24 protein-coding genes are annotated in these 24084 nt (G+C 69.5%); 9 read left to right on the forward strand and 15 right to left on the reverse strand.

Annotated features, from left to right (window positions below):
• Positions 1-13: 13 nt before the first annotated feature.
• Both ITP53_RS13475 and ITP53_RS13480 read right to left on the reverse strand, forming a co-directional pair.
• The gene (locus ITP53_RS13475) at positions 14-991 is read right to left on the reverse strand and encodes a DUF559 domain-containing protein (RefSeq protein WP_195895707.1); all 978 of its coding nucleotides are present in this window, start codon (positions 989-991) and stop codon (positions 14-16) included.
• Positions 988-1506 carry a DUF2000 family protein gene (locus ITP53_RS13480; protein ID WP_407941236.1) on the reverse strand — a complete coding sequence of 173 codons (519 nt, stop codon included), beginning with the start codon at positions 1504-1506 and terminating at the stop codon, positions 988-990. The genes ITP53_RS13475 and ITP53_RS13480 overlap by 4 nt, the downstream gene beginning before the upstream one ends.
• A 118-nt stretch (positions 1507-1624) precedes the next feature.
• Here ITP53_RS13480 and ITP53_RS13485 point away from each other — a divergent pair, with 118 nt between their 5' ends.
• A complete protein-coding gene (locus tag ITP53_RS13485; protein WP_195895708.1) occupies positions 1625-2485 on the forward strand; it encodes an AraC family transcriptional regulator in 861 nt (286 codons plus the stop codon).
• A gap of 147 nt (positions 2486-2632) precedes the next feature.
• Here the strand turns inward: ITP53_RS13485 and ITP53_RS13490 are convergent, their stop codons facing one another.
• A complete protein-coding gene (locus tag ITP53_RS13490) occupies positions 2633-3652 on the reverse strand; it encodes a GDP-mannose 4,6-dehydratase (protein WP_195895709.1) in 1020 nt (339 codons plus the stop codon).
• A 274-nt stretch (positions 3653-3926) separates the two neighbouring features.
• Here ITP53_RS13490 and ITP53_RS13495 point away from each other — a divergent pair, with 274 nt between their 5' ends.
• The 4 genes from ITP53_RS13495 (at position 3927) to ITP53_RS13510 (ending at position 8102) form a co-directional block, all read left to right on the forward strand.
• The gene (locus ITP53_RS13495; protein ID WP_195895710.1) at positions 3927-5180 is read left to right on the forward strand and encodes a glycosyltransferase family 4 protein; all 1254 of its coding nucleotides are present in this window, start codon (positions 3927-3929) and stop codon (positions 5178-5180) included.
• Complete coding sequence (locus ITP53_RS13500; RefSeq protein WP_195895711.1) at positions 5174-5884, forward strand: class I SAM-dependent methyltransferase; 711 nt, start codon at positions 5174-5176, stop codon at positions 5882-5884. Before ITP53_RS13495 ends, ITP53_RS13500 begins: the two co-directional genes overlap by 7 nt.
• Positions 5881-6963, forward strand: a complete 1083-nt coding sequence (locus tag ITP53_RS13505) for a glycoside hydrolase family 15 protein (protein WP_195895712.1) — start codon at positions 5881-5883, stop codon at positions 6961-6963. Before ITP53_RS13500 ends, ITP53_RS13505 begins: the two co-directional genes overlap by 4 nt.
• Positions 6964-7031: 68 nt before the next feature.
• Positions 7032-8102 carry a DUF1702 family protein gene (locus tag ITP53_RS13510; protein ID WP_236050782.1) on the forward strand — a complete coding sequence of 357 codons (1071 nt, stop codon included), beginning with the start codon at positions 7032-7034 and terminating at the stop codon, positions 8100-8102.
• Between the two features lie 242 nt (positions 8103-8344).
• On the opposite strand, the gene ITP53_RS13515 is transcribed toward ITP53_RS13510, so the two are convergent.
• Positions 8345-8980, reverse strand: coding sequence for a class I SAM-dependent methyltransferase (locus ITP53_RS13515; RefSeq protein WP_407941237.1), 636 nt, complete (start codon positions 8978-8980; stop codon positions 8345-8347).
• A gap of 79 nt (positions 8981-9059) precedes the next feature.
• Between ITP53_RS13515 and ITP53_RS13520 the strand changes: the two genes are divergently transcribed.
• The 3 genes from ITP53_RS13520 to ITP53_RS13530 are packed head-to-tail and all read left to right on the forward strand — an operon-like array spanning position 9060 to position 10815.
• Complete coding sequence (locus ITP53_RS13520) at positions 9060-9512, forward strand: pyridoxamine 5'-phosphate oxidase family protein (protein ID WP_195895714.1); 453 nt, start codon at positions 9060-9062, stop codon at positions 9510-9512.
• Positions 9509-9700, forward strand: coding sequence for a ferredoxin (locus ITP53_RS13525; protein ID WP_195895715.1), 192 nt, complete (start codon positions 9509-9511; stop codon positions 9698-9700). Before ITP53_RS13520 ends, ITP53_RS13525 begins: the two co-directional genes overlap by 4 nt.
• A gap of 26 nt (positions 9701-9726) precedes the next feature.
• Positions 9727-10815 carry a Zn-dependent alcohol dehydrogenase gene (locus ITP53_RS13530; RefSeq protein WP_195895716.1) on the forward strand — a complete coding sequence of 363 codons (1089 nt, stop codon included), beginning with the start codon at positions 9727-9729 and terminating at the stop codon, positions 10813-10815.
• 27 nt (positions 10816-10842) lie between these two features.
• Here ITP53_RS13530 and ITP53_RS13535 read toward each other — a convergent pair whose 3' ends face one another.
• From ITP53_RS13535 to ITP53_RS13575, 9 genes are all read right to left on the reverse strand, one after another.
• Positions 10843-12141 (reverse strand): Fic family protein, encoded by a 1299-nt coding sequence (locus tag ITP53_RS13535; protein WP_195895717.1) that lies wholly within the window; start codon positions 12139-12141, stop codon positions 10843-10845.
• Between the two features lie 102 nt (positions 12142-12243).
• A complete protein-coding gene (locus tag ITP53_RS13540; protein ID WP_195895718.1) occupies positions 12244-13245 on the reverse strand; it encodes a sugar phosphate isomerase/epimerase family protein in 1002 nt (333 codons plus the stop codon).
• A 3-nt stretch (positions 13246-13248) separates the two neighbouring features.
• Positions 13249-14400 (reverse strand): Gfo/Idh/MocA family protein, encoded by a 1152-nt coding sequence (locus tag ITP53_RS13545; RefSeq protein WP_195895719.1) that lies wholly within the window; start codon positions 14398-14400, stop codon positions 13249-13251.
• Positions 14401-14411: 11 nt separating this feature from the next.
• On the reverse strand, positions 14412-15461 hold the full coding sequence (locus ITP53_RS13550) for an ABC transporter substrate-binding protein (protein ID WP_195895720.1): 1050 nt from the start codon (positions 15459-15461) through the stop codon (positions 14412-14414).
• Positions 15458-16474: an ABC transporter permease gene (locus ITP53_RS13555; protein ID WP_195895721.1), complete on the reverse strand. Its 1017-nt coding sequence runs from the start codon at positions 16472-16474 to the stop codon at positions 15458-15460. The genes ITP53_RS13550 and ITP53_RS13555 overlap by 4 nt, the downstream gene beginning before the upstream one ends.
• Positions 16474-17958 carry a sugar ABC transporter ATP-binding protein gene (locus ITP53_RS13560; RefSeq protein WP_207755927.1) on the reverse strand — a complete coding sequence of 495 codons (1485 nt, stop codon included), beginning with the start codon at positions 17956-17958 and terminating at the stop codon, positions 16474-16476. The genes ITP53_RS13555 and ITP53_RS13560 overlap by 1 nt, the downstream gene beginning before the upstream one ends.
• A 13-nt stretch (positions 17959-17971) precedes the next feature.
• A complete protein-coding gene (locus ITP53_RS13565) occupies positions 17972-19132 on the reverse strand; it encodes an ROK family transcriptional regulator (protein ID WP_195895722.1) in 1161 nt (386 codons plus the stop codon).
• 206 nt (positions 19133-19338) lie between these two features.
• Positions 19339-20211: an SDR family NAD(P)-dependent oxidoreductase gene (locus ITP53_RS13570; protein WP_195895723.1), complete on the reverse strand. Its 873-nt coding sequence runs from the start codon at positions 20209-20211 to the stop codon at positions 19339-19341.
• A gap of 71 nt (positions 20212-20282) precedes the next feature.
• Positions 20283-21344 carry an MBL fold metallo-hydrolase gene (locus ITP53_RS13575; RefSeq protein WP_195895724.1) on the reverse strand — a complete coding sequence of 354 codons (1062 nt, stop codon included), beginning with the start codon at positions 21342-21344 and terminating at the stop codon, positions 20283-20285.
• A 55-nt stretch (positions 21345-21399) separates the two neighbouring features.
• Between ITP53_RS13575 and ITP53_RS13580 the strand changes: the two genes are divergently transcribed.
• Entirely contained in the window at positions 21400-22245 is an 846-nt protein-coding gene (locus ITP53_RS13580; protein WP_195895725.1) for a glutathione S-transferase family protein, read from the forward strand.
• On the opposite strand, the gene ITP53_RS13585 is transcribed toward ITP53_RS13580, so the two are convergent.
• Complete coding sequence (locus tag ITP53_RS13585) at positions 22193-23479, reverse strand: MFS transporter (RefSeq protein ID WP_195895726.1); 1287 nt, start codon at positions 23477-23479, stop codon at positions 22193-22195. The two genes, ITP53_RS13580 and ITP53_RS13585, sit on opposite strands and share 53 nt — an antisense overlap.
• Positions 23476-24051 carry a winged helix-turn-helix domain-containing protein gene (locus ITP53_RS13590; protein ID WP_195895727.1) on the reverse strand — a complete coding sequence of 192 codons (576 nt, stop codon included), beginning with the start codon at positions 24049-24051 and terminating at the stop codon, positions 23476-23478. The genes ITP53_RS13585 and ITP53_RS13590 overlap by 4 nt, the downstream gene beginning before the upstream one ends.
• Positions 24052-24084 lie beyond the last annotated feature (33 nt).

Here is a 24084-nt window from a genome sequence, read left to right on the forward strand (position 1 = left end):
GACCAGGCGGGATTCAGCGGGTCAGCCGGAAGCGGGAGCGGCGGCGGGCCGCCCGGATGCGGCGCAGGATGCGGGTGGTGCCCTCCGGGCCGGGTTGCCAGCCGCGTTCGATCAGGGCGTTGGCGACATGGTGGAGGATGTCGGCGATCTGCCCTGGTATGACCTCTCTTCGGACGGCGATCACGCGCCAGCCCCTCTTGCGCAGCGCCTCTCGGCGGTCGATGTCGCGCTGTTGATCGGCGGCCGTGGTGTGGTGCTCCTGGCCGTCGTACTCGACTGCGACCTTGAAATCCTCCCAGCCCAGGTCGAGGTAGACGAACTGGCCGGCGGCCAACTCGACTCCGATCTGGGTGGTGGGCCGGGGCAGGCCGCCTTCCACGAGGATCACCCTGAGCCGGCTCTCCCTGGGTGAGGCGGCGCCCCGGTCGGCGAGGCTGAGGGTGTCGCGCAGGCGCCAGGAGTTGAGCGGGCGGTGCCACAGGGCTTCGAGGTCCACTCCTCGCCTGGCGAACTGGTCGAGGATCGCCACACCCTCCATACGCGGCAGCCAGCGGGCGCAGTCGAGCGCCGTGCGTTCCATGGTGGTGATCCGGACGCCCCTGTGCTCGGTCACGTCCTCGTCGGGAAGCGGGGCCACGTAGGTGACGCACCCAGTGAGCGTCAGGTAGGCGGAGGCGGTCAACTCGATGGGCCAGTCAGCATCCCGGACATCCAGGACGTCCAGGCCCCACAGGTGCGCTGCCGTCTGGCGGCACGCGACCGCCTGCGGAACGGATCGCGTGATGGCGCGGGCGCGCTCGATCAAGGACCGTTGAGTCGTGGTGGTGTCGCCGCTCCCGGGGGTGCGTCGGCGTGCGGGAGTAAGACGCTCCCATCGGAAGGACGGGACCGCCGCGGCGAGCGCGCCGGCCGCGCCGCTCGCCGCGACTCCGATGGAGGCGGCGGGACCGATGGGGGTTGGGGTGAGCGATGTGGGGGGCGGTTGGTTCATGCCGCCAAGCGTGGCCCAGCGGGCGCCGCGTATGTGGGCCGAATCGGATTCTGTGGACGGAGAAGGCTTGTCCACAGGCCCGACTCGACCTCCACGGCCGGGCTCATGGGTGCAGGGCGAGGCCCTTCAGTACCTTGTCCACACCGTTCTTGAGCCCATGGACCGCGATTCCCCACCAGGTTGAGCTCATCGGCGTCCACCGCCAGCACAGCCGCCCGGTTGTCCGCGTCGTGTCCTGTCTTGAACATCTCCTCGATGTAGACGGCCACGTCCATCTCCCGGCCCACCGCCTTCTCCCGGACGGTACGCAACCCCGCCAGGTCAGCCACATACACCAGCACGGGCTGCCGGAACATCGGCAGGTACGCATTGCCCGAACCGTCCTCGTACGGCTCCCCGATGGTCTCGGGCACCCCGCCCGCCACCGCGCTGGACAGAAAGGCGGTGACGTTGAGCTGTTGCCAGGCGGCCAGGTCCGCGCGAACCACGATGCCGATCTTCGTGTCGAAACGCATGCCTTCAGTGTCGCCTCCCAGGCTCCTCCAGGTCTTGAACGCTCGTGCGGACCGGCGAAGGGCGGTCGGTGTGAATCCTCCTGACCTGGTGGTTCCTGGAATCGACGAGAATGGAGGGATGACGCAGGACTGGTCCCGATACTGGCGGGCGTCGGACCGTCCGCTCGAGGCCATGCACGCCCACTTCGAACGGCACGTGTACCACCGCCACAGCCACGAGACGTACTCCTTCGGCGTGACGGAGACCGGCGCGCAGTCGTTCTCCTGCCGCGGCTCGGCGCACACGAGCGCCGCGGGCATGATCATGGCCTTCAACCCGGACGACCCCCACGACGGCCACGCCACGGACGAGCTCGGCTTCACCTACCGGATGGTCCACATAGGCCCCAGCCTGGTGGAGAACGCCCTGTCCGACTCGACGGGCCGCCACACCGGCCTCCCCCTCTTCGCCACCCCCGTGGTGAACGACCAAGCCCTGGCGGCACGGCTACGCGCCCTGCACGCGGCCCTCCTGGACAGCGGCACGACGGCCCTGCGCCGCGACGAACTCCTCACGGCGACGATCGCGGGCCTGGTACGCCGGGCGGCGACCACCCCGCTCACCGAACAACGCCGACCCAGCAGGTCGACGACGATCGCGCGGCAAGCCAGGCAACTACTCCACGACCGCGTGATGGACGACCTCACCATCGACGACCTGGCGAGATCCACAGGCACGAGCCGCTATGCGGTCTACCGCGCCTTCCACGCCAAGTACGGCCTCCCACCCAGCGACTACCAACGCCAGCTGCGGCTGAGAGCGGCCCGCACCCTGATCGCCGACGGCACCCCGATAGCGGAAGCGGCCACCGCGACAGGCTTCGCCGACCAAAGCCACCTGACCCGCTGGTTCACCCGCTATTTCGGCCTGACCCCAGGCACCTACCGCCAGGCAACAACCCCGGACACCGCCCTGCCGACACGCGCCAGAGCGCGATGACCATGGAGTAGGTGAACGTTTCGCACCGTAACGGCGGCGCGCCACCGACCGGTCAGAGGCCGTTCCCCTGGACAGACGCAAGCCAGAGACGGCGTTTGGCAGACTTGGCCGGCGTAAAAGATGATCAGAACCAGCCCTCATAAGGGATCATGACCAGCTGCCGTCATCAGGATCATGACCGGTGGAGAGAAGACGCAGGTCGGCGTCGACCATCATGGCGACGAGCTCGTCGAAAGAGACATGCGGCTCCCACCCCAGCTGGGCGCGCGCCTTCTTGGGGTCGGCGCAGAGCAGGTCGACCTCGGCCGGCCGGTGCAGCGCCTGGTCCGTGACCACGTACCGCTCCCAGTCCAGCCCCGCGGCCGCGAAGGCGGCCTCCACCAGCTCCCGGACCGACTTCATCCGCCCCGTGCCGATCACGTAGTCCTCGGGTCTGCCGGACTGCACCATGAGGTGCATGGCCTTCACGTAGTCCCCGGCGAACCCCCAGTCCCGCCGCGCCTCCAGGTTGCCCAGGCGCAGCTCCGTGGCCAGCCCCAGCTTGATCCGCGCCGCCCCGAGCGACACCTTCCTGGTGACGAACTCGGCCCCCCTGCGCGGCGACTCGTGGTTGAAAAGGATCCCGGACACGGCGAACATCCCGTACGACTCGCGGTAGTTCTGGGTGAGGAAGTGCCCGTACGCCTTCGCCACCCCGTACGGGGAGCGCGGGTGGAAGGCGGTGCGTTCGGTCTGGGGTGTCTCGCTCACCTGACCGAACATCTCGGACGACGAAGCCTGATAAAAGCGGATCTGTCCGGAGGAGCTGCCACCCCGCGACACGCCCGAGCACACGCGAATCGCCTCAAGCATCCGCAAGACGCCCATCCCGGTCACCTCGGCCGTGAGCTCGGCCTGCTCCCAGGACATGGGCACGAACGAGATCGCCCCCAAGTTGTACACCTCATCGGGCTGAACCCGTTCTACCGCCGAGATCAGCGACCCCTGGTCCAGCAGATCCCCCCGCACCACCTGTACGTCGGACAGCAGCTTGCGCATCCTGGACACGCGCGGGTTCGCCTGCCCTCTGGCCAGCCCCCAGACCTCGTACCCCAGCCCGAGCAGGTGCTCCGCCAAGTAGGAACCGTCCTGGCCGGTGATGCCGGTGATCAGAGCGCGCCTGGCCAAGAGGTCCTCCAACTATCACGCCGCGGGACGCGCCTTACCGTACGTTCGCGTCCCTTTGGGACGGGAATGTACAGCCAAGCGCCCAGATAGGGCATCCAGCCACCTAGAACGTGTTCCACCGAACCACGCTCGGTTACGCCAACGTCGCAGTTCGCACGGCCTGTGGCGGCCGTTGTGAACAATTCCAGCCGACCTACCGAATGGTAGCCTTCTCGGACTAAGGTCATCTTTCACGGTACATGCCCGGATCTGGGCCTTACCGGCGGAGAAAGGGGTGTCCGTGCAGGATCGAACGCTGCGGATCGCGCTGCTGTCCTACCGCAGCAAGCCGACCTGCGGCGGCCAGGGCGTCTACCTCCGGCACCTGAGCCGCGAACTGGTCGCCCTCGGGCACCACGTCGAGGTGTTCTCCGGCCAGCCGTACCCCGAACTCGACGAGGGCGTCATCCTGCGCGAGGTGCCCAGCCTCGACCTCTACCGCGACGAGGACCCGTTCAGGACGCCCAAGCTGCACGAATACCGCGACTGGATCGACTGGCTGGAAGTCAGCACGATGTGGACGGCCGGTTTCCCCGAGCCGCTGACGTTCACGCTGCGGGCCCACCGCGAGCTGAAGAAGCGGGCCGGCGACTTCGACGTCGTACAGGACAACCAGACACTGGGCTACGGCCTGCTGGGCATCCAGAAGCTGTTCCCCGTGGTGGGCACCATCCACCACCCGATCAGCGTCGACCGCCGCATCGAGCTCGAGGCCGCCGAGGGCGCGAAGAAGCTGACCATGCGCCGCTGGTACGGGTTCGTGAAGATGCAGTCCCGCGTCGCCCCCCGGCTCAGCCCGATCCTGACCGTCAGCGAATCGTCGCTGGCCGACATCCACCGCGACTTCAACGTCCCCCAGGCGAACATGCGGCTCATCCCGCTCGGCGTCGACACCCGCTACTTCCACCCGCGCCCTGACAAGCCCAGGCGCAAGGGCTCGATCGTGGCGGTGGCCAGCGCGGACTCCCCCATGAAGGGCGTCGCGACGCTGCTGCGCGCCGTCGCGAAGCTCGCCACGGAACGCGACGTGCACCTCACCGTCGTCAGCAAGCCCACCCCCGGCGGCCCCACCGAGCAGCTCGTCCAGGAGCTGTCACTCCAGGACCGGGTACGTTTCGTGCACGGCATCTCCGACGACGAGCTGGGCGAGCTGATCTCCACCTCGGAGATCTCCGTCGTGCCGTCACTCTACGAGGGCTTCTCACTGCCCGCCGTCGAGCACATGGCCTGCGCCACCCCCCTGGTCGCCAGCCGTACGGGCGCGTTGCCCGAGGTCGTCGGGGACGCGGCCGTGCAGGTGCCGCCCGGCGACGCCGAGGAGCTGGCCACGGTGCTGCGCCGCCTGCACGACTCCCCCGAGGAGCGCGAACGGGTCGGCCGGGCGGGATACGACCGGGTCATGGAGCGCTACACCTGGCGCGTCGTCGCGAAGAAGACCGTGGAGGCCTACCGCGAGGCCATAGCCGAACGCAAGGAGAAACAGTGCTGACCGTCGACTTCGCCAGGCTCCACGTAGGCCCCGGCGTACGCGTGCTCGACCTGGGCTGCGGCGGCGGCAGGCACGCCTTCGAGGTGCTGCGCCGGGGGGCGGACGTGACCGCGTTCGACATGGACCAGTCGGAGCTGGACAGCGTGGCGGCCATGTTCGCGGCGATGGACAAGGCGGGCGAGGTGCCCCCGGGGGCAACCGCCGAGACCGTTCAGGGCACGGCGCTCGACATGCCGTTCGATGACGGCACCTTCGACCGGATCATCGCGGCCGAGGTCCTGGAGCACATCCCCGACGACATGGCGGCCATGCGCGAGATCTTCCGCGTGCTCAAACCCGGCGGAACGACCGCCGTGACCGTGCCGAGCTTCCTGCCCGAGCGGATCTGCTGGGCGCTGGACGAGGACTACCACACGGCCCCCGGGGGACATGTCCGGATTTATACGTTGGCTGAGTTGTCCGCCAAGCTGAAGTCCACCGGGTTCGAGATCGGCCCCCACCACCACGCCCACGGGCTGCACGCGCCGTACTGGTGGCTCAAGTGCGCGGTCGGCGTCAACAACGACGAGCACCCGCTCGCGAAGGCATACCACGAGTTGCTGGTCTGGGACATCATGAAGCGCCCTGCGGCGACCAGGATCGCCGAGACCGTGCTCAATCCGATCATCGGCAAGAGCCTGGTCCTCTACGTCAGAAAGCCATGATCTCCCATGCCGAGGTCGTGCGAACGGCCGAGAGCATCGCGGCGATTCAGCAGGACGACGGCGGCGTGCCGTGGCCGGAGGGCCACGTCGACGCGTGGAACCACGTCGAGTGCCTGATGGCGATGTCCGTCGCGGGCCTGGCGGAGCCCGTACGGCGCGGATACGCGTGGCTGGCCGGGCACCAGCGCGCGGACGGCTCCTGGCCGATGAAGCTGGTCGACGGCGTGCCCACCGAGCTGAACGGCGAGACCAACCACGCCGCCTACGTCGCCGCCGGCGTCTGGCACCACCACCTCGTCACCGGCGACCTGGCCTTCACCGAGCGCAGCTGGCCCATGGTCAAGGCCGCGCTCGACTACGTGGCGGGCCTCCAGACCGAGCGCGGCGAGATCGTCTGGGAACGCGACGCCCAGGGCAGGGCGGCGGCGTACGCGCTGCTGACCGGGTGCTCGTCCATCCACCAGGGGCTGCGCTGCGGGGTGCTGCTCGCCGACCACCTGGGTGACCCGCAGCCGCACTGGGAGCTGGCCGCCGACCGGCTGGCGCACGTGCTGGCGGCGCATCCCGAGGCGTTCGCGGACAAGAGCCGCTTCTCCATGGACTGGTACTACCCGGTGCTCGGCGGCGCGGTACGCGGGCGGCAGGCGTACGAGCTGCTGGAGCGCGAGTGGGCCACGTTCGTGGTGCCGGGGCTGGGCATCAGGTGCGTGTCGGACCAGCCGTGGGTGACCGCGGCGGAGACCTGCGAGCTGGTGCTGGCGCTCGACGCCGTGGGCGACCGGGGGCGGGCGGTCACGCTGTTCTCCGACATCCAGCATCTGCGGCACGAGGACGGTTCGTACTGGACGGGTTGGCAGTTCGCCAACCGCAAGCACTTCCCCCACGAACGCTCCGGCTACACGGCCGCCGCCGTCGTCCTGGCGGCCGACGCGCTGCTGGAGCTGTCGCCGGGGTCTGGCCTGTTCCGCGACGTCGACGGGATGTCGGTGTTCGATCCCGACGTCTGCGGCTGCGGCGCGGGCACGGGACCGTGGGTGCCGCCGCAGGCCGCGGAAGGGCTGCAGGGCGAAGGAGCCTGACCACCCGGAGCCCCAACCTCACAAGGGCTTTTGCGGGTTCTTTGCCGATGAAATCCGGTGCGCCGCCGATGAACGGCGCATTGGGGTTACTAGCTTCGGGAGTGGCCGTACGAGGCGTCTTCGGGGGAAGCGTGGGCGACACGGGCACAACATCGTTCTTGGACCAGGCTGGGACCGAGCCGACACCGGGACCGACACTGAGCGCGGCCAAGAGGCTGCGGAGGTTTCTGGTCAAGGATCCGCTGGAGTCCGATCTGAGTCGGCGGAGGTTCCGGCTGAGGAATGGAGCTTCTCGGGCAGTATTCACCGATGCCGAAAAATCGTATGTTTTCGGCTTCAACGCAGTGATGTCGCGGGAAGTCGAGAAAATCGAGGAAATTTCGCCTGGGCAGCGGCCTTTCGGTTACGAGGGCGCCGCGGCGGCCTGCACCGTACTCGATCTTCTTACGCTGACCCGGGGCCGGCGCCTTCACGAGCTACTTGCCGGCCCCGCCCAGCATCACCGGCACGCCGCCTACCTGGGCGCCGGCCGCGGATACGCGCTGCTGTGCCTGCGGCCCGCACGCGGCGCGCGACGCGCTCACCCGCTGCTGCGGTGGCTGGCCATGGACGGGTTCGGCTTCCAGTGGAGCCTGGCCAGGGCCGACCGGATGGTGGGCGAGCGGACGATGCCCCGCCTGCTCAGCCGGGCCCACTGCGCGATCTTCGACCAGGGGCTCGGCCGGCTGCTCTGGTACCACGACTCCGCCTCGCCCGACGACGTCGGCGCCAGGGTCGGGGCCTACCCGGCGGGGCGGCGGGCCGACCTGTGGAGCGGGGTCGGGTTCGCGGCCACGTACACGGGTGGGGCCGAGTCCGACGAGCTCTGGCGGCTGACCGAGCACGCGGCGTCCGACGGGTTCCGTGCCCACCTGGCGCAGGGGTGCGCGTTCGCCGTGGCCGCCCGGCTGCGGTCGGGTGCGCTGCCCGGCCACACGGCGCAGGCCGTGCCGCTCCTGGCCGACGCTGCCCCGGAGGAGGCGGCCTCGTGGACCGACCGGGCGCTCATCGCGCTCGGGCACGAGGCGCACACGCACGACGACTTCCGGCGCTGGCAGGCCCACACCCGCCGCTCATGGAACCGCCGCCACCACCACTGAACCACCGCCTCCCCCCCGGCCCGCACCGCCGCCGGACCCGCAGCACCCGCCCAGGGGCCGGCGCCTCTGTCAGCCCGGGGCGTTCGTCCGGGATTCCAGGACCGCGACGAGCTGGTTGAGCCCGTCGACGATCTGCTCGCGCCGCTCCCCGGTCATGCCGACCGCGCCCTCGTCGGGTACGTCGGCATGCTGGCCGCCCTGCTGCTCTCCCGCCCCTGGCGAGGCCGGGGAGAGGCGGGCGGCTAGATCCCCTGGCCGACGCGTTCGAGGACGCGCAGCGAGCCCTTCACCGCCACCTCGCCGAACGCGCCGGACTCCAGCGCCCGCCGATAGACCCGGTACGGCGCCTGCCCGCCGTCGGCGGGATCGGGGAAGACGTCATGCAGGACCAACGCCCCGCCCGGCACGACGTGCGGCGCCCAGCCCTCGTAGTCGCGGGTCACCGGCTCCTCGGAGTGCCCGCCGTCGATGAACAGCATCCCCAGCGGCGTGTTCCACAGCTGGGCGACCTGCTCCGACCGTCCGACGATCGCGATGACCTCCTCCTCCAGCCCCGCCGCCAAGATCGTGGTCCGGAACGTCGGCAGCGAGTCCATCTTGCCGAACCGGGGGTCGACCAGCGTCGGATCGTGGTGCGCCCACCCCGGCTGGATCTCCTCGGACCCGCGGTGATGGTCCACCGTGACCACCACGGACCCGACCTCCCTCGCCGCCGCACCGAGATAGATCGCGGACTTGCCGCAGTAGGTGCCGATCTCGCAGATGGGACCGAGCCCGCCGTACCGGCAGGCCGCCTCGAACAGGGCCAGACCCTCCTCCGGCGGCATGAATCCCTTGGCGTGCTTGGCTGCGTAGAGCAGGCGTGACGGCATCGTCATAGAGATGAACCCTAGTCCAACCGAATAACATTCCAGGGAACACTTGCCGGGCTGATCTGCAACCTGTTCTACTTGCAACGTGAAGCAGCGCGCTCGCATCGCGATGTCCGACGACGACGTCACGGCGTTCCTGGAGGGCTCACGCAAGCTCCAGCTCGCGACGATCAACCCGGACGGCACGCCGCACCTGGTCACGATGTTCTACGGCCTGGACTCGGGCCACATCGCGTTCTGGACCTACGCCAAGGCGCAGAAGGCCCGCAACCTGGCCCGCGACCCCCGCGTGAGCTGCCTGGTCGAGGTCGGCGAGAGCTACGACGAACTGCGCGGCGTCCTGCTGTACGGCGAGGCGAAGCAGGTCCACGACCGCGCGCACGTCATGGCCGTCGGCATGCTGGTCGCCCGCCGCACGAACCCCGGCGTCCCGGACGACCTGCTGCGTCCTTACGTGGAGACGACCGGGCTCAAGCGGGTCGCGTACGTCGTGGAGCGCACCAAAGTGGTCTCATGGGACCACAGGAGGCTCACATGAGAGTCAAAGTGGACGAACTGGTCTGCGAGGCCAACGCCGTGTGCATGGGACTCGCGCCGGAGGTGTTCGAGGTCGACGACGACGACCACCTTCACATCCTCCTCCCCGAACCACCCCCCGAGAGGCTGGACCAGGTCCGCCACGCGGTCAGGTCCTGCCCCAAAGCCGCCCTTTCCCTCGAGGAATGACCCCAAGCGCCCAGGAGGAACCTCACATGCGCGCCGCGATCCTGCACGCCGTAGGCAACGACAAGCTCGACATCCGCGACGACGTCACCCTGGCTCCGGTGGGGCCGGCGGAGGTACGCGTACGGATCAGGGCGACCGGCGTCTGCCACTCGGACCTGTCGGCCATGTCCGGCGTGCTGCCCCAGCCCGTGCCGCTGATCCCCGGCCATGAGGGCGCGGGCGAGGTGGTCGAGGTGGGCGAGCACGTCACCTCGGTCAAGCCGGGCGACCACGTGGTGATCAGCTGGCGTCCGGCCTGCCAGGAGTGCGACCTGTGCGTGGGCGGGCAGCCGTACCTGTGCGCGAAGTACATGATCGAGTCCTTCAGAAAGGGCGCCTTCAGGTTCGGCGGCGACGGGGCCATGGCGTTCGGGATGGCGGGGTGCGGCACCTGGGCCGAGGAGATCATCGTGCCGTGGCAGGGCGCGATCAGGATCGACGACGACGTGCCCTGGGAGGCGGCGGCGCTGATCGGCTGCGGCATCACCACCGGGGTGGGCGCCGCGATCAACACCGCTAAGGTGCGCCCCGGCTCCACGGTCGCGGTGATCGGCTGCGGCGGCGTCGGCCTCTCCGTCATCCAGGGCGCGCGCCTGTCCGGCGCGCGCACGATCCTCGCGATCGATCCGCTGGAGTCCAAGCACGCGCTGGCCAAGAAGGTCGGGGCGACGCACGCGGTGACACCCGAGGAGGTCCCCGGCGCACTGACCGAGCTCACCGGCGGCGCCGGCTTCGACTACGGCTTCGAGGTGGTCGGCAAGTCGGCCACGATCCAGAGCGCCTGGCAGGTCACGCGGGCGGGCGGCGACGTGGTCGTGGTCGGCGCGGGCGCGCTGGACGACATGGTGTCGATCTCGGCGTTCAGCCTGCTGTTCGAGGGCAAGAACCTGCTGTCCAGCCTGTACGGCGAGGCGGACGTACGCCACGACTTCCCCTACTTCGCCAAGCTCCACAAGTCCGGCCAGCTCGACCTGGAGTCGCTGATCAGCGCCCGCATCCGCCTCGGCGACCTGAACGACGCGGTCGCGGCCCTGCGCGCCGGCGAGGTCCTCCGCCAGATCGTCCTCATGGACTGACCCCCGGCGCACGTGCTCGTCCCGTCCTCACCTCTGCGGGCGGGCGGGTACGATCCGGCCTGGGGATGACTCGCGGGTGTCCCAGCGAGTGCTGGCCAGGCGGCGCTCGGTCAGCGTGAGGAGATCGAAGATGTCGCGAGCGAGATAGCCCGTGGTGTTCCGCTCGACCTGCTTCGGGTGCAGGATGCCCGCCCCGGCGAGTTCTTCCAGGGCCTGCCGCGCGGCCGGATGCGTGACGGAGAGCAGGGATTGCACGGTACGAGCGGTCACGAGAGGTGCCGAGGGCAGCAGGTTCAGCAGGCGCGCCACCGCCGAATCGGCCCGGGGCACCGCCCGCAGCCCCTGCGACTCCCGGAACCGGCGGTGCCTTTCTGACCACTCGTCGTGCATCTCGTCGAGTTCGTCGGCGAACCTTTCCGCCTGCTCGACGGCGGTGGCGGTGGCCGCGAGGAACACCCGCAGCCAGGCGTTGACTCCCTGTCGCGCCTCCGCCGACCGGGGGTCTCCCGCGTACCTGTACGCGGTCAGACCTTCGATGTAGGCATCCGATCGCGTGAGAAGAACCAGGCTGATCGGGAGGATCGCATGCGGAGTGAGACCGCGCCGGGTGAGCACGGTGTGAACCAGCGCCCGGCCGACCCTGCCGTTGCCGTCGGTGAACGGGTGAATCGTCTCGAACTGCGCATGCGTCAGCGCGGCCTGAACCAGCGGAGCGTGTTCCGCGGTGTTGATGTACGACACGAGATCGTCCATCAACGGCCGGACATGCTCAGGCGGCGGCGGAACGAACTCGGCATCCAGCGGATGCCAGTTACCCCCGCCCACCCAGTTCTGTACCTCACGTAGCCCGTTGTGCTTCTCCCCGGGAAGCAGCACCCTCTGCAAGGCGACGATGTCCGCGGTCGTGACCGCCTCGACGGCGACGAGTTCGGTGACCGCCTGCCGGAGCGCCGTCACATTGTTCGCCACCAGAGCCGCCGTCGCGGTGAATCCCTTCGACACGCCGATCTCGTGCCGCGCCGCCAGTTCGGCGAGTGCGACCTGCTGCGGGGATGTCTGGAGCCCTTCGATGCGCGAGGAGGCGATCGCCTCCGACCGAAGGAGAAAGCGGGCCAGGCCGTCCACGCTGTGGCCGGCGGAATGCGCGGTGAGCCGTCGCACCACATGTTCGGCTCTGGCGGCTTCCTGGGCGACGTCCGGCGACACGACGAGACTCCCGCCCGTCACCCGATCGGGCACGTACGGGCGGTAAACGCCACCGCGCCTGTCCCGTCGGCTCGGGGCATCCCATGCCGCGGGCCACGTCGCCTCAAGGTATGCCGCCATGGCGGTTATCCTTTCACGACCCCAGCCGCGATGAAAGGATAAGCCGTATCCTTTCATCGCGGCGGCCTTGGTGAAAGGAAAACATCACCCGGCCGGAGGTGGTTACGTGGTGGAGAAGGCGGCGTCGAAGGCCGTGGACGGGGGGGTGATGGAGTTGAGGGTGCGGATGTAGGACAGCGCCTCCCGAGCCCCGTCCAGCCGGTCCATCCCCGCGTCCTCCCACTCGATCGAGATCGGCCCTTCGTAACCGATCGAGTTCAGCGCGCGGAAGCAGTCCTCCCAGGGCACGTCGCCCCGGCCGGTCGAGACGAAGTCCCAGCCCCTGCGCATGTCGGCCCACGGCAGGTGCGAGGACAGCCGGCCCTTGCGGCCGTCGCCGACGCGCATGCGGGTGTCCTTGCAGTCCACGTGGTAGATCCGGTCCTTGAAGTCCAGGATGAACGCCACCGGGTCCAGGTCCTGCCACACCATGTGCGACGGGTCCCAGTTGAGGCCGAACGCCGGCCGGTGACCGATGGCCTCCAGGGTCCGTACGGTCGTGTAGTAGTCGTACGCGATCTCGCTCGGGTGGATCTCGTGGGCGAAGCGCACCCCCACCTCGTCGAAGACGTCGAGGATCGGGTGCCAGCGGTCGGCGAAGTCCTGGTAGCCGGCCTCGACCATGGAGGCCGGCACCGGCGGGAACATCGCCACCGTGTGCCAGATCGACGAGCCGGTGAAGCCCACCACCGTGTCCACGCCGAGCAGCGACGCGGCGCGGGCCGTGTTCTTCATGTCCTCGGCCGCCGCCTGGCGTACGGACTCCGGGTCGCCCGAACCCCAGATGCGGGCGGGCAGGATGGCCTTGTGGCGCTCGTCGATGAGGTCGCAGACGGCCTGGCCGACGAGGTGGTTGGAGATCGTCCAGACCTTGAGCCCGTGCTTGTCGAGTTGGGCGCGCTTCTGCTCCACGTACGACGGGTCCGCCACGGCCTGGGCCACGTCGAAGTGGTCGCCCGAGCACGCGATCTCGAGCCCGTCGTAGCCCCATTCGGCCGCCAGCCTGCACACCTCCTCGAACGGCAGGTCGGCCCACTGTCCCGTGAACAGCGTGACTGGTCGCATACGTCAGTCCTCCACGTTCGTGTAGCGGCTGCCGTCAGCCGCGCTCTGCTCGACCGCCGCCAGCACCCGCTGCACCCGCAGCCCGTCGGCGAACGAGGGCGTGGGGTCGGCTCCGGTGGCGATCGCCTCCAGGAAGTCCTTGATCTCGTGAGTGAAGGTGTGCTCGTAACCGAGACCGTGGCCGGGCGGCCACCAGGCGTCCATGTACGGATGCTCGGGCTCGGTGACCAGGATCCGCTCGAAACCGCCGCCGCCCGCGCTGAACCACAACTCGTTCATGGCCTCGAAGTCGAAGGACAGGCTGCCGAGCGAGCCGTTGATCTCGATGCGCATCGCGTTCTTGCGCCCGTAGGCGAACCTGGTCGCCTCGAACGAGGCCAGCGCCCCGCCGGAGAGCCTGCCGATGAACAGCGCCGCGTCGTCCACGGTGACCGTGCCCGTCGCCGACGTGCCGGTGGCCCCGAGCCCGGCCGACTCGGCGGCCAGCGGGCGTTCCTTGATGAACGTCTCCGTCAGCGCGGAGACCCCCACCACGTGCTGCCCGGTGATGAACTCGGCCGCGTCCACGATGTGCGACCCGATGTCGCCGAGCGCGCCCGCCCCGGCCTTGTCCTTCTGCAGCCGCCACACCAGCGGGAACTCCGGGTCGACGATCCAGTCCTGCAGGTACTGTGCCCGCACGTGCCTGATCTCGCCGATCCGGCCCTCCTCGACGTACCGGCGGGCGAGCGCGACCGCGGGCACCCGCCGGTAGTTGAAGGCCACCATGCTCTTGCCCGGCGCGGAGGCCGCGGCCCGCACCATGGCCTCGGCCTCGGCGACGGTGTTGGCCAGCGGTTTCTCACAGATGACGTGTTTGCCGGCGGCCAGCGCCGCGATGGCGATCTCGGCGTGCGAGTCGCCCGGCGTGCAGATGTCGACGATCTGTACGTCGTCGCGGTTGACCAGCTCTCTCCAGTCCGTCTCGGCGGCGGCCCAGCCGAGCTGCGCCGCCGCCGCCTCGGTGCGTTCCTTCGACCGGCCCGCCAGCACCGCCATGCGCGGTGCCAGCGGCAGGTCGAAGAAGGCCCCCACGCTGCGCCAGGCCTGGGAATGGACACGGCCCATGAAGGCGTAGCCCACCATGCCCACGCCGATGGCGGTTCTGTCTGACATGCAACCCCCGATCAGGATTCGAAGCCGAGCGCCCGATAATTCGCGACGTTCTCCGCCGTTATGGTCTCCGAAGCGAGCGTGATTGACTGCGGAACCTGGTTCTCCACGAGGTCACTCATGCCCTTACCCTGTGCTATCAGACGCGCGAGCTTGATCGCCGAGGAGGCCATGGTGGGGCTGTAGGTGACCGTGGCCTTCAGCACCGACGTGCCGGCTTCGATCTCGCGCATCGCGTTGGCCGAGCCGGCGCCGCCGACCATGATGAACTCGTTCCTGCCCGCCTCCTTGATGGCGGCCAGCACGCCCACGCCCTGGTCGTCGTCGTGGTTCCAGAGCGCGTCGATCTTCGAATGCGCCTGGAGCAGCGACGTGGCGACCTCGTTGCCGGTTTCGACGGTGAAAGCGGCGTCCTGCTTGGCCGTGACGCTGAACCCGTACGTCTTCAGCGCGTCGGCGAAGCCCTTGGTGCGGTCCTGCGTCAGCGGCAGCGTGGCGACGCCCTGGATCTCCACGATGACGGGGTTCGAGACGCCCTTGTCCTGGAGCTGCTTGCCGATGTAGTGGCCTGCCGAGACGCCCATTCCGTAGTTGTCGCCGCCGACCCACGTCCGATAGGCCAATTTGTCGGGGAAAATCCGGTCGAGGTTGACGACCGGGATGCCCGCCTCGGTGGCCTGCAGCGCGACCTGGTTCAGCTGCTGACCGTCGTTCGGCAGGACGACCAGCACGTTCACCTTGGCCGCGATCAGCGACTCGACGGCGGAGATCTGCTGGTTGATGTCGTTCGTCGGCTCGACGGGCCGGAACTCGATGTCGGAATACTGCTTGGCGGTGGCCTCGGCGTTCTTGGCGATGGCCGCGATCCAGCCGTGGTCGGCCGCGGGCGCCGAGAAGCCGATCACGACCTTGGTGCCCGGCTGGTCGTTGCCGCTCGCCGCGGGGGCGGGCTGCGGCGCCCCCGTGGTGGGCGCGGCCGCGGGCTCGTTGCTGGTGCAGCCGGCCGTTAAGAGTACGGCTCCTCCGCCGAAGAGGAATCCTCTACGCGCGACGTTCTCGCTCATGGTGCTCTCTCCTTCAGGTTCCGTCGCTGGAGAAGAACGGCGACGACGATGATCAGGCCCTTCGCGATCAGCTGGTCGCTGGTGTTGAGCCCGTTGAGAATGAACAGGTTCGTGATGAGGGTGAAGATCAGCAGGCCGAGGATCGATCCGATGATCGTGCCGCGGCCGCCGGTGAGCAGGGTGCCGCCGATGATGACGGCGGCGATGGCGTCGAGTTCGTACAGGTCGCCGTGGGTGGACGAGCCCGTCGTCGTACGCGCCATGATGAGGATGGCGGCGATGCCGCAGCAGAGCCCGGACAGGGCGTAGAGCAGCATCGTGTGCCTACGCACGTCGATCCCGGCGAGCCTGGCCGCCTCGGGGTTGCCCCCGACCGCGTACGTGCGCCGCCCGAACGTCGTGCGGTTGAGCAGGATCCACCCGAGAACCACGACCAGCGCGAAGATGTAGACCATCAGCGGGATGCCGAGCACCCGCGTGGTCGCCAGTTCCACGATGGCGGAGTTCTCCGACTGGATGATCTGCGTCCTGCGGTCGGACATGCGCTGCGCGAGCCCGCGGGCGGCGACGAGCATGGCCAGCGTGGCGATGAACGGCACCAGCCGCCCGTAGGCGATCAGCCACCCGCTCACCAGCCCCGCGCCCGTGCCGACGAGCATCGCGCAGATCGACATGACCACCGGCCCGTACGACTGTGTGGCGAGCGTCGTCGCCCAGACCGAGGCCAGCGCCATGACCGAGCCGACCGACAGGTCGATGCCGCCGCCGATGATCACGAACGTGGCGCCGACCGTGATCACGCCGATCGTGGCGGCCAGCGACAGGATGCTGACCACGTTGGAGGTGGTGGCGAAGTTGTCCGGCCTGGTGAGCAGGCCGACGACCACTAACAGGAGGAGGGCTCCGAGCAGGCCGAGATGCCGCATCTCCCCCAGCCCGCGCATCGACGACAGAACCGACTGAGCCGGTGGAGCCGCCTTGGCCGTGGGCCGGTCCGTCGCAGGCTCGCTCATCAAGCCGCCCTCCCATTCATGATCATGTCCAGTACGCGGTGCTCGTCCAGCTCCGCCGCGTCGCCCTGGTGGATGACCGCCCCCTCTCTCAGCACGAGCACCCGGTCGGCCAGACCGAGCACCTCCGGCACCTCGCTGGAGACCAGCAGCACGCCGATCCCCTGCTCGGCCAGGCCGCGGATCACCGCGTACAGTTCGGCCCTGGCGCCGACGTCCACACCTCTGGTGGGCTCGTCGAGCAGGAGCAGCTTGGTGCCGCCGAGCAGCCAGCGGGCGAGCACGGCCTTCTGCTGGTTGCCGCCGGACAGCGTCCTGATCGGGCGTTCGGGGTCGGGTGGCCGGATGTCGAGCATTTCCGACAGGCGCTTGGCCTCGCTCATCTCCCGCTTGCGATCTATCCAGCCGAACCTGGCGAACCCCGGCAGGGTGCCGAGCGTGATGTTCGCGGTGACGCTCTGGTCGAGGAGGAGCGCCTGGGCCTTGCGTTCCTCGGGGGCCAGGCCCATGCCGCGCTTGACGGTGCCGACGACGCCGCGGCGTACGCGCTTTCCCGCGAGCAGCACGCGGCCCGAGGAGGGGCGGGCGCCGTACACGGCCTCCAGGATCTCCGAGCGTCCCGAGCCGACGAGCCCGGCCAGCCCGACGATCTCGCCGGCCCGCACGGAGAAGGACACGTCGGCGAAGACGCCCGGCGCGGTCATGTGCTCGACGGTGAGCACCTCCTCGCCCGGTTCGCGCCCGGCCCTGGGCGGGAAGACGTACTCGACGTTCCTGCCCGTCATGAGGGAGACGATCTGCGTGGTGGCGGTGTCCCTGGCGGACAGGCCGACCGCGACCGTGCGGCCGTCCTTCAGCACGGTGACCCGGTCGCCGATCTCGCGGATCTCCTCCAGCCGGTGGGAGATGTAGACCACGGCCACGCCCTGGGCGGTGAGTTCGCGGATGATGCGGAACAGGTTGGCCACCTCGTCGTGCGCGAGGGCGGCGGACGGCTCGTCCATGATGATCAGCTGGGCGTCGTGTGAGAGCGCCCTGGCCATCGAGACGACCTGTTTGGCGGCGGGTGAGAGCCGCCCGACCTCCGCTGCCGGCCGGATCTCACCGTGGCCCAGCCGTTCCAGCACCTCGCGGGCCGCGCGTCTGGCGGCAGCCCGGTTCATGAAGCCGAAGCGGGCGTGCTCGTGGCCGAGGAAGATGTTCTCGGCCACGCTGAGCCCGTCGACCAGGTCGAGTTCCTGATAAATGGTGGCGAAGCCTAGCTTGATGGCGTCTATGGGGCTGCTCGGTCGTACTTCCTTGTCGTTGAAGACGATCGTGCCCTCGTCCGGCTGGTGAACGCCGGCCAGGACCTTGATCAGAGTGGATTTGCCGGCGCCGTTCTGGCCGAGCAGGCAGTGCACCTCGCCCGCGCGTACGTCCAGGTCGACCCCGTCGAGCGCGCGTACTCCGGGGAACTGCTTGACGATGCCTTTCATGACCAGCATCGGGGAGATCCTTCTATGAGGCGTTGACGATGCGGTTGATGTTGTCGGGTGACAGGTAGTGCTCGATGGCGAGGATTCCGGCGCCGAGCGCGGCGGCGTTGATGCCCGTACGGCTCGGCGTGATCGACAGGTGGTGTGTGGCCAGGGGAAGCGACCTGCGGTAGACCGTCTCCCTGATCCCGGCCAGGAGGTGCTCGTGCACCCGCGACAACGCGCCGCCGATGACGATGACCTCCGGGTTGAAGAAGTTGACCAGACCGGCCAGCACCTCGCCGATGTGCCGCCCCGCCTCCCTGACCAGCCGCAGCGCCTGCGTGTTGCCCGCCTGTACGAGCGCCACGACGTCCGCCCCTGACTCGGCCGCGAGGCCCAGTTCGGTCAGCCGCCGTGCGATCGCGGCCCCACCGGCCACGGCCTCCAGGCAGGCGCTGTTGCCGCAGCGGCACCCGGCGTCGTCGTGACCGCTGACCCGGATGTGGCCGATGTCGCCCGCCGAGCCCTGCGCGCCCCTGTGCAGCTTGCCGTCGGCCACGATGCCGCAGCCGATGCCGGTGCCGACCTTGACGAACAGCAGGTGCCCCGCGCCGGCGAAGGCGTTGCGGTGCTCGCCGAGCGCCATCACGTTGACGTCGTTGTCGACCAGCACCTCCACGCCGGCGAAGTACTCGGGGACGGGGTAGTCGTTCCAGCCGGGCATGATCGGCGGGTTGTTCGGCCGTCCCGTGGCGAACTCCACCGGTCCTGGCACCCCGATCCCGACCGCGCGCAGCATCGCGCGCGGCCGCCCCGCCTCGTCGAGCAGGCGGTCGAGCCGCTTGTCCACGTGCGCGAGCACGACCTCGGGACCTTCGCCGATCAGCAGCTTGTCCTCGCACTCGGCGAGCACGTTGCCCGAGATGTCCAGCAGCGCCACCCGGCAGTGCGTGGCGCCCAGGTCGACGCCGGCGAAGGCGTGGTCCTCGGTGTGCAGGCGCAACTGGCGCGGCGGACGGCCGCCGGTGGACTCGCCGCTCTCGGTCTCCTCGACCAGGCCACGCTCGATCAGCGCGTCGACGCGCTGGGAGATCGTGGACCTGGCCAGCCCGGTGAGCCTGGCGAGGTCGGAACGGGTCGTCGCCGAGCCAGCACTGATCAGCGTCAGCACGTCTCCGGCCGAACCCGACTGGGGGGTCATGCCGAGACAATAAGATCACCGATGCAGCAAATCAAGAGTGAGAATCGACCAAACTCCCCCAACTTCCGCCGAAGATCGAACAAAGCTGGGTTATTGGCCAAATAATCCGACATTTCGGCGGCTTCCCGGCATGGCCCGGACAACAAAGATCCCCGCCGCCGGGTGGGCGACGGGGATCCGGGAGGAGTCAGAGCCTCAGAGGAGTCTCACAGCATGGCCTTCATCGAGTCGGCCGCCGTGAGGACGTACGGCTGCTCGGCCATGACCGCGTCCCAGTTGCCGGCGATCGCCTCCGGCGTGAGGTCGTCGCTCTTCCAGCCCGGCCCCTCGGCCACGAACACCCGCGCCACCCGGCCGCCCCCGACGCTGAACACCTCGCCGCTCGCCTCGCACGATTCGTGCACGAGGTACGCCACCAGCGCGCTCACCCGCTCCGGCGTGAACTTCGCCTCGAACTCGGCGGGCAGCAGCGCCTCGGTCATCCGAGTCCAGGCGATGGGCGCGATGGCGTTGGCCTTGATGCCGTTGCGCGCGCCCTCGATGCCGATCGTCCTGGTCAGCCCGACGAGGCCCATCTTGGCCGTGGAGTAGTTGGCCTGCCCGAAGTTGCCGAACAGCCCGGCGGGGCTGGAGGTGTTGACGACGCGCCCGTAGCCCGCCGCCTTCATCAGCGGGTACGCGGCCTGGCTGACCAGGTAGGACCCGCGTACGTGCACGGCCAGCACCGCGTCGAAGTCCTCGACCGGCATCTTCCCGAACGACTTGTCGCGCAGGATCCCCGCGTTGTTGACGACGATGTCCACCTTGCCGTACGCGTCCACGGCGGCCTGCACGATGGCCCTGGCGCCCTCGGGCGTGGCGACGTCGTCGGTGCTGGCGACGGCCTGCCCGCCGTTCTTCGTGATGAGGTCCGCCACCTCGGCGGCGGGACCTGCGGAGGCCCCCGTGCCGTCGAGCGCGCCCCCGAGGTCGTTGACGACGACCTTGGCGCCCCGCTCGGCCAGCAGGAGCGCGTGCGACCTGCCGAGACCGTGCCCGGCCCCCGTGACGATCGCGACCCTGTCATCGAACCGCAACATCGAACCTCCAGCCAGGAGAACAACGTTCTAGTACGAAATACGATAACCCGGACCTACCCACCCACGACCTCTCAGTCAGTGGGGAACCACAGATCCGGCTCCCCCGCCACGCGGCGCAACCGCCCCTTGGCCTCCAGCCAGGCCAGGTGCGCCAGGGTCTCGTTGTTGGCCGAGCGCCGCATGAACGGCGGGATCGTCTCCCACGGCCGCGACCACGTCAGCCGGGTGGCCACGTCCCAGCAGGCCACGCCGTCGCCCGCGCCGACCACCGTCTCGATCTCGGCGAGCCGCTCGTCGTGGTGCGCCATGACCCGATCGACCCGCTCGGCCAGCTCAAGGAACCGGTACTCGTGCGCCGGCAGCACCTCGTCGACCTCCAGCTTGCGTACGGCGGCCAGCGAGTCGAGGTAGTCGGCCAGCGGGTTCGGCCCCGACTGGGGATGGACGGCGACGATGGGCGTGATCCTGGCCAGCACATGGTCGCCGGAGAACAGCACCCGGCGCGCGGGCGACACGAAACACAGGTGGCCGGGCGAGTGCCCCGGCGTCCAGACGGCACGCAGGTCCCAGCCGGGCAGCCCGAGGTCCTCGCCGTCCTCCACGAGACGGTCGGGCCTGGCCATCGACACCATGTGCCTGATCATCATCGAGGCCCCGGCCAGCTCGTCCAGGGTCAGGGGCGGCACGCCGCAGCGTACGAGCAGGGCGCGCTCCCGGTCGACGAGGGTGTCGATGGCGTCGTCGTCATAACGCTCGCGCACCAGCCTGGCGTCGGCGGGGTGCAGCGCGATCCAGGCGCCCGACATCTCCCTGACGCGCCCGGCCAGGCCGTAGTGGTCGGGGTGGATGTGGGTGACCAGAACGCCCTTGACGTCGGTGATCGCGTATCCGGCCACGCCCAGGCCGGCGACGAGCGCGTCGTACGCCTCGTCGGTGTTCCAGCCGGCGTCGATGATCACCACGCCGCCGGGCAGTTCGAGTACGTACACGAGGACGTACCGCAGGGGGTTGATCGGGATGGGCACGGGAACGGACCACAGACCCGGGCGGACCCGCTCGACTCCGGGGATCGTCCCGCCGATCCACGCCTCCCGCTGCGCCTCGTTGGCAGGGGTCACCACGAATTTAGCCATGGGCTAGATTCTGCCCGAACGATGTTCTGGCACCGAATCGTGTTCTACTAGTGGCATGAGGCCGAGCCGCGAGATCTCAGACGATGGCCGCTTCGTCCGGCGCCAGAACCGGTTCACCGAACGGCTCGGCCCGCCCGAGCCAGGCCGCTACCGGGTCTACGCCTCCTATGCCTGCCCGTGGGCGCAGCGCGTGCTGATCGTACGCGCGCTCCTCGGTCTGGAGGACCTGCTGGACGTCACGATCGTCGACCCCATCCGCGACGAGAAGGGCTGGCGGATCCCCGGCGGCGACCCGGAGTACCTCTCCGAGCTCTACCACGCCACCGACCCCGGCTACACGGGCCGCTACACCGTCCCGTGCGTCTGGGACACCAGGGACAAGAGGATCGTCACCAACGACTTCCCCCAGATCACCCTCGATCTGGAGATGTCGTGGGGCAGCGCACCCAACCTCTATCCGGAACGCCTGCGCCCCGACGTCGACATCATGAACGACCGCCTCTACCACGGGCTCAACAACGCGGTCTACGAGGCCGGCTTCTCCAGGAGCCAGCAGTCGTACGAGGAGGCGGTGGCGCGCGTCTTCACCACGCTCGACTTCCTGGAGGTGCGCCTGGCCGAGTCGGAGTTCCTCTTCGACACGCTCACCGAGAGCGACGTGCGCCTCTACACGACCCTGGCCAGGTTCGACAGCGTCTACTACGCGCACTTCAAGTGCTCGGTCCGGCGGCTGATCGACTACCCGGCGCTGTGGGCGTACGCGCGCAGGCTCTACGCGATCCCGGCCTTCCGCGACACCACGGACTTCGACCACATCAAGCGCCACTACTACGCCACCCAGACCAACATCAACCCGAGCCGGATCGTGCCTGTGGGACCCGAGCTCGACTGGAGTCTGTGACGGGCGCCGGCATCCGGACGAACAGCAGGACCGAGGCGAGCATCACCGCAGCGGCGACGGCCCAGGCGGCGGCGACACCCGTCGCGGCGGCCAGGACGCCGAGCGTCAGGTTGGCCGCGATCCCGCCGGACTGCAGGGAGAGCGAGCTGGTCGAGGTGACGGTGGTGCGCTGGGCGGCGCTGACCGCCTTGTGGGTGAGCTCCAGGCACAGCAGACCCGTCACGGAACCGCCGACGAACAGCAGGACGTAGGCCAGCCCCGCGCTCACCAGCCCCGGCACGCCGCCGAGCCCTGCCGTCGCGGCCAGCGCCCCGACGGACAGCGCCGTCAGCGCCGTCCCCGCGATCGCGCCCTTGGCCGAGCCGCCGGCCAGGCGCGCCACGCGCGGCGAGAGCGCGCTGCCCGCCGCGCTGCCCGCGAACCCCAGCGCCGCGACGACGGCGTAGGCCAGGCTGCCGCGCTCCGCCGTGCCGACCAGGTCGGCCAGCCGTCCGGGTGTGAGCAGCTCGATGCTCATCAGCACCACGCCGGAGCTCGCCGCCGCCAGCATCAGGCGCCGCAACACCGCGCCTCCGGTCGCCAGCCGCACACCCGCGACGACCGTCGCCGGCACCTCGCGCAGCACGCTCGCCAGAGACCTGCGGGCGTGCGCCGGCTCGGGCAGCGCGAACACCACCACGACCAGCAGCACCGCCGCAGCCATCGCACCCAGCAGGGGCGGCGCGGCCAGCGGGAACATCAGCGAGGGCGGCACCAGGAGCGGCGCACCCCCGCCCGCGAGCACCCCGGCGCACAGGGCCAGGGACTCCATCGCGCCGCCCCTGGCCAACCCCGGCTTGAGGTCCGCGTCGGGGCCCTCGATCCCGTGCAGCGTGTCGACGTACCAGGAGGTGGCCGGGCCGCTGGACAGCGCCCTGGCCACGCCCTTCAGCACCCCGCTCACCATGAACATCCAGAACGTCGTGGACAGGCCCAGCATCGCGAGCCCCGCCACGGTGAACGCGGCCGAGGCGGCCAGCACCATGCGCCGCCCCACGACGTCGGCCAGCCCGCCCGTGGGCAGCTCCAGGCTGACGGTGACGATCGAGAACACGGTCACCGACAGCCCGATCTGGGCCAGGCTGAGCCCTCGCTCGGTCATCAGCAGCACCATGGCGGGCATCATGAGCCCGGGGGGCAGCCAGGTCAGGAAGTTGACGAGCATGTAGCGCCGTAACGCGGACCGGGCGGTCATCGGCCTTCCTCCTCTTCCTGTCGTGAGCGCGGAACGGCGCCATACCAGACGCTCACCAGGCTTGCGGCGGGGTCACCGGCGTATCTGGCGGCGATGCGGGTCAGCAGTTCCTCGGCCTCGCGCTTGAACTCGTGCACAGCGGCGGCGGGCAGCGTGAGCATGTAGTCGCTCATCCCGGCCACGTCCACCCACTCCCCGGGCCACTCCCCGAGGTCGAACTCCTCCATCACCCGCCCGACCATCTCGGCCTGCCGCAGGTGCATGATCTTGACGGCCTCACGCCCCTCGTCCGTACCGGACATCTCGACGGCGTCCCAGGAGGTGTAGCGGTGGCGGGCCCGCCACCGGCGTTCGCGGCCGTCGCGCTGCTCGGAGTCCTCCTCGATGAAGCCGTACTTGAACAGCTCGCGCAGGTGATAGCTGGTCGATCCGGAGCTCTCGCCCACCTTGCGGCCGAGCTCGCTGGCGGTGGCCGGCCCCTCGGACCGCAACAGGCCCAGCAGCCGCACCCGCAGCGGGTGAGCGACCACCTTCAGCACCTGGGGGTCGCTGATCTTGTACTGATGCTCCATGGACCTCACAGTAGACCGCAAAGGCAATTTTGC

The organism is Nonomuraea cypriaca, from assembly GCF_015645445.1.
Lineage (GTDB): Bacteria > Actinomycetota > Actinomycetes > Streptosporangiales > Streptosporangiaceae > Nonomuraea > Nonomuraea cypriaca.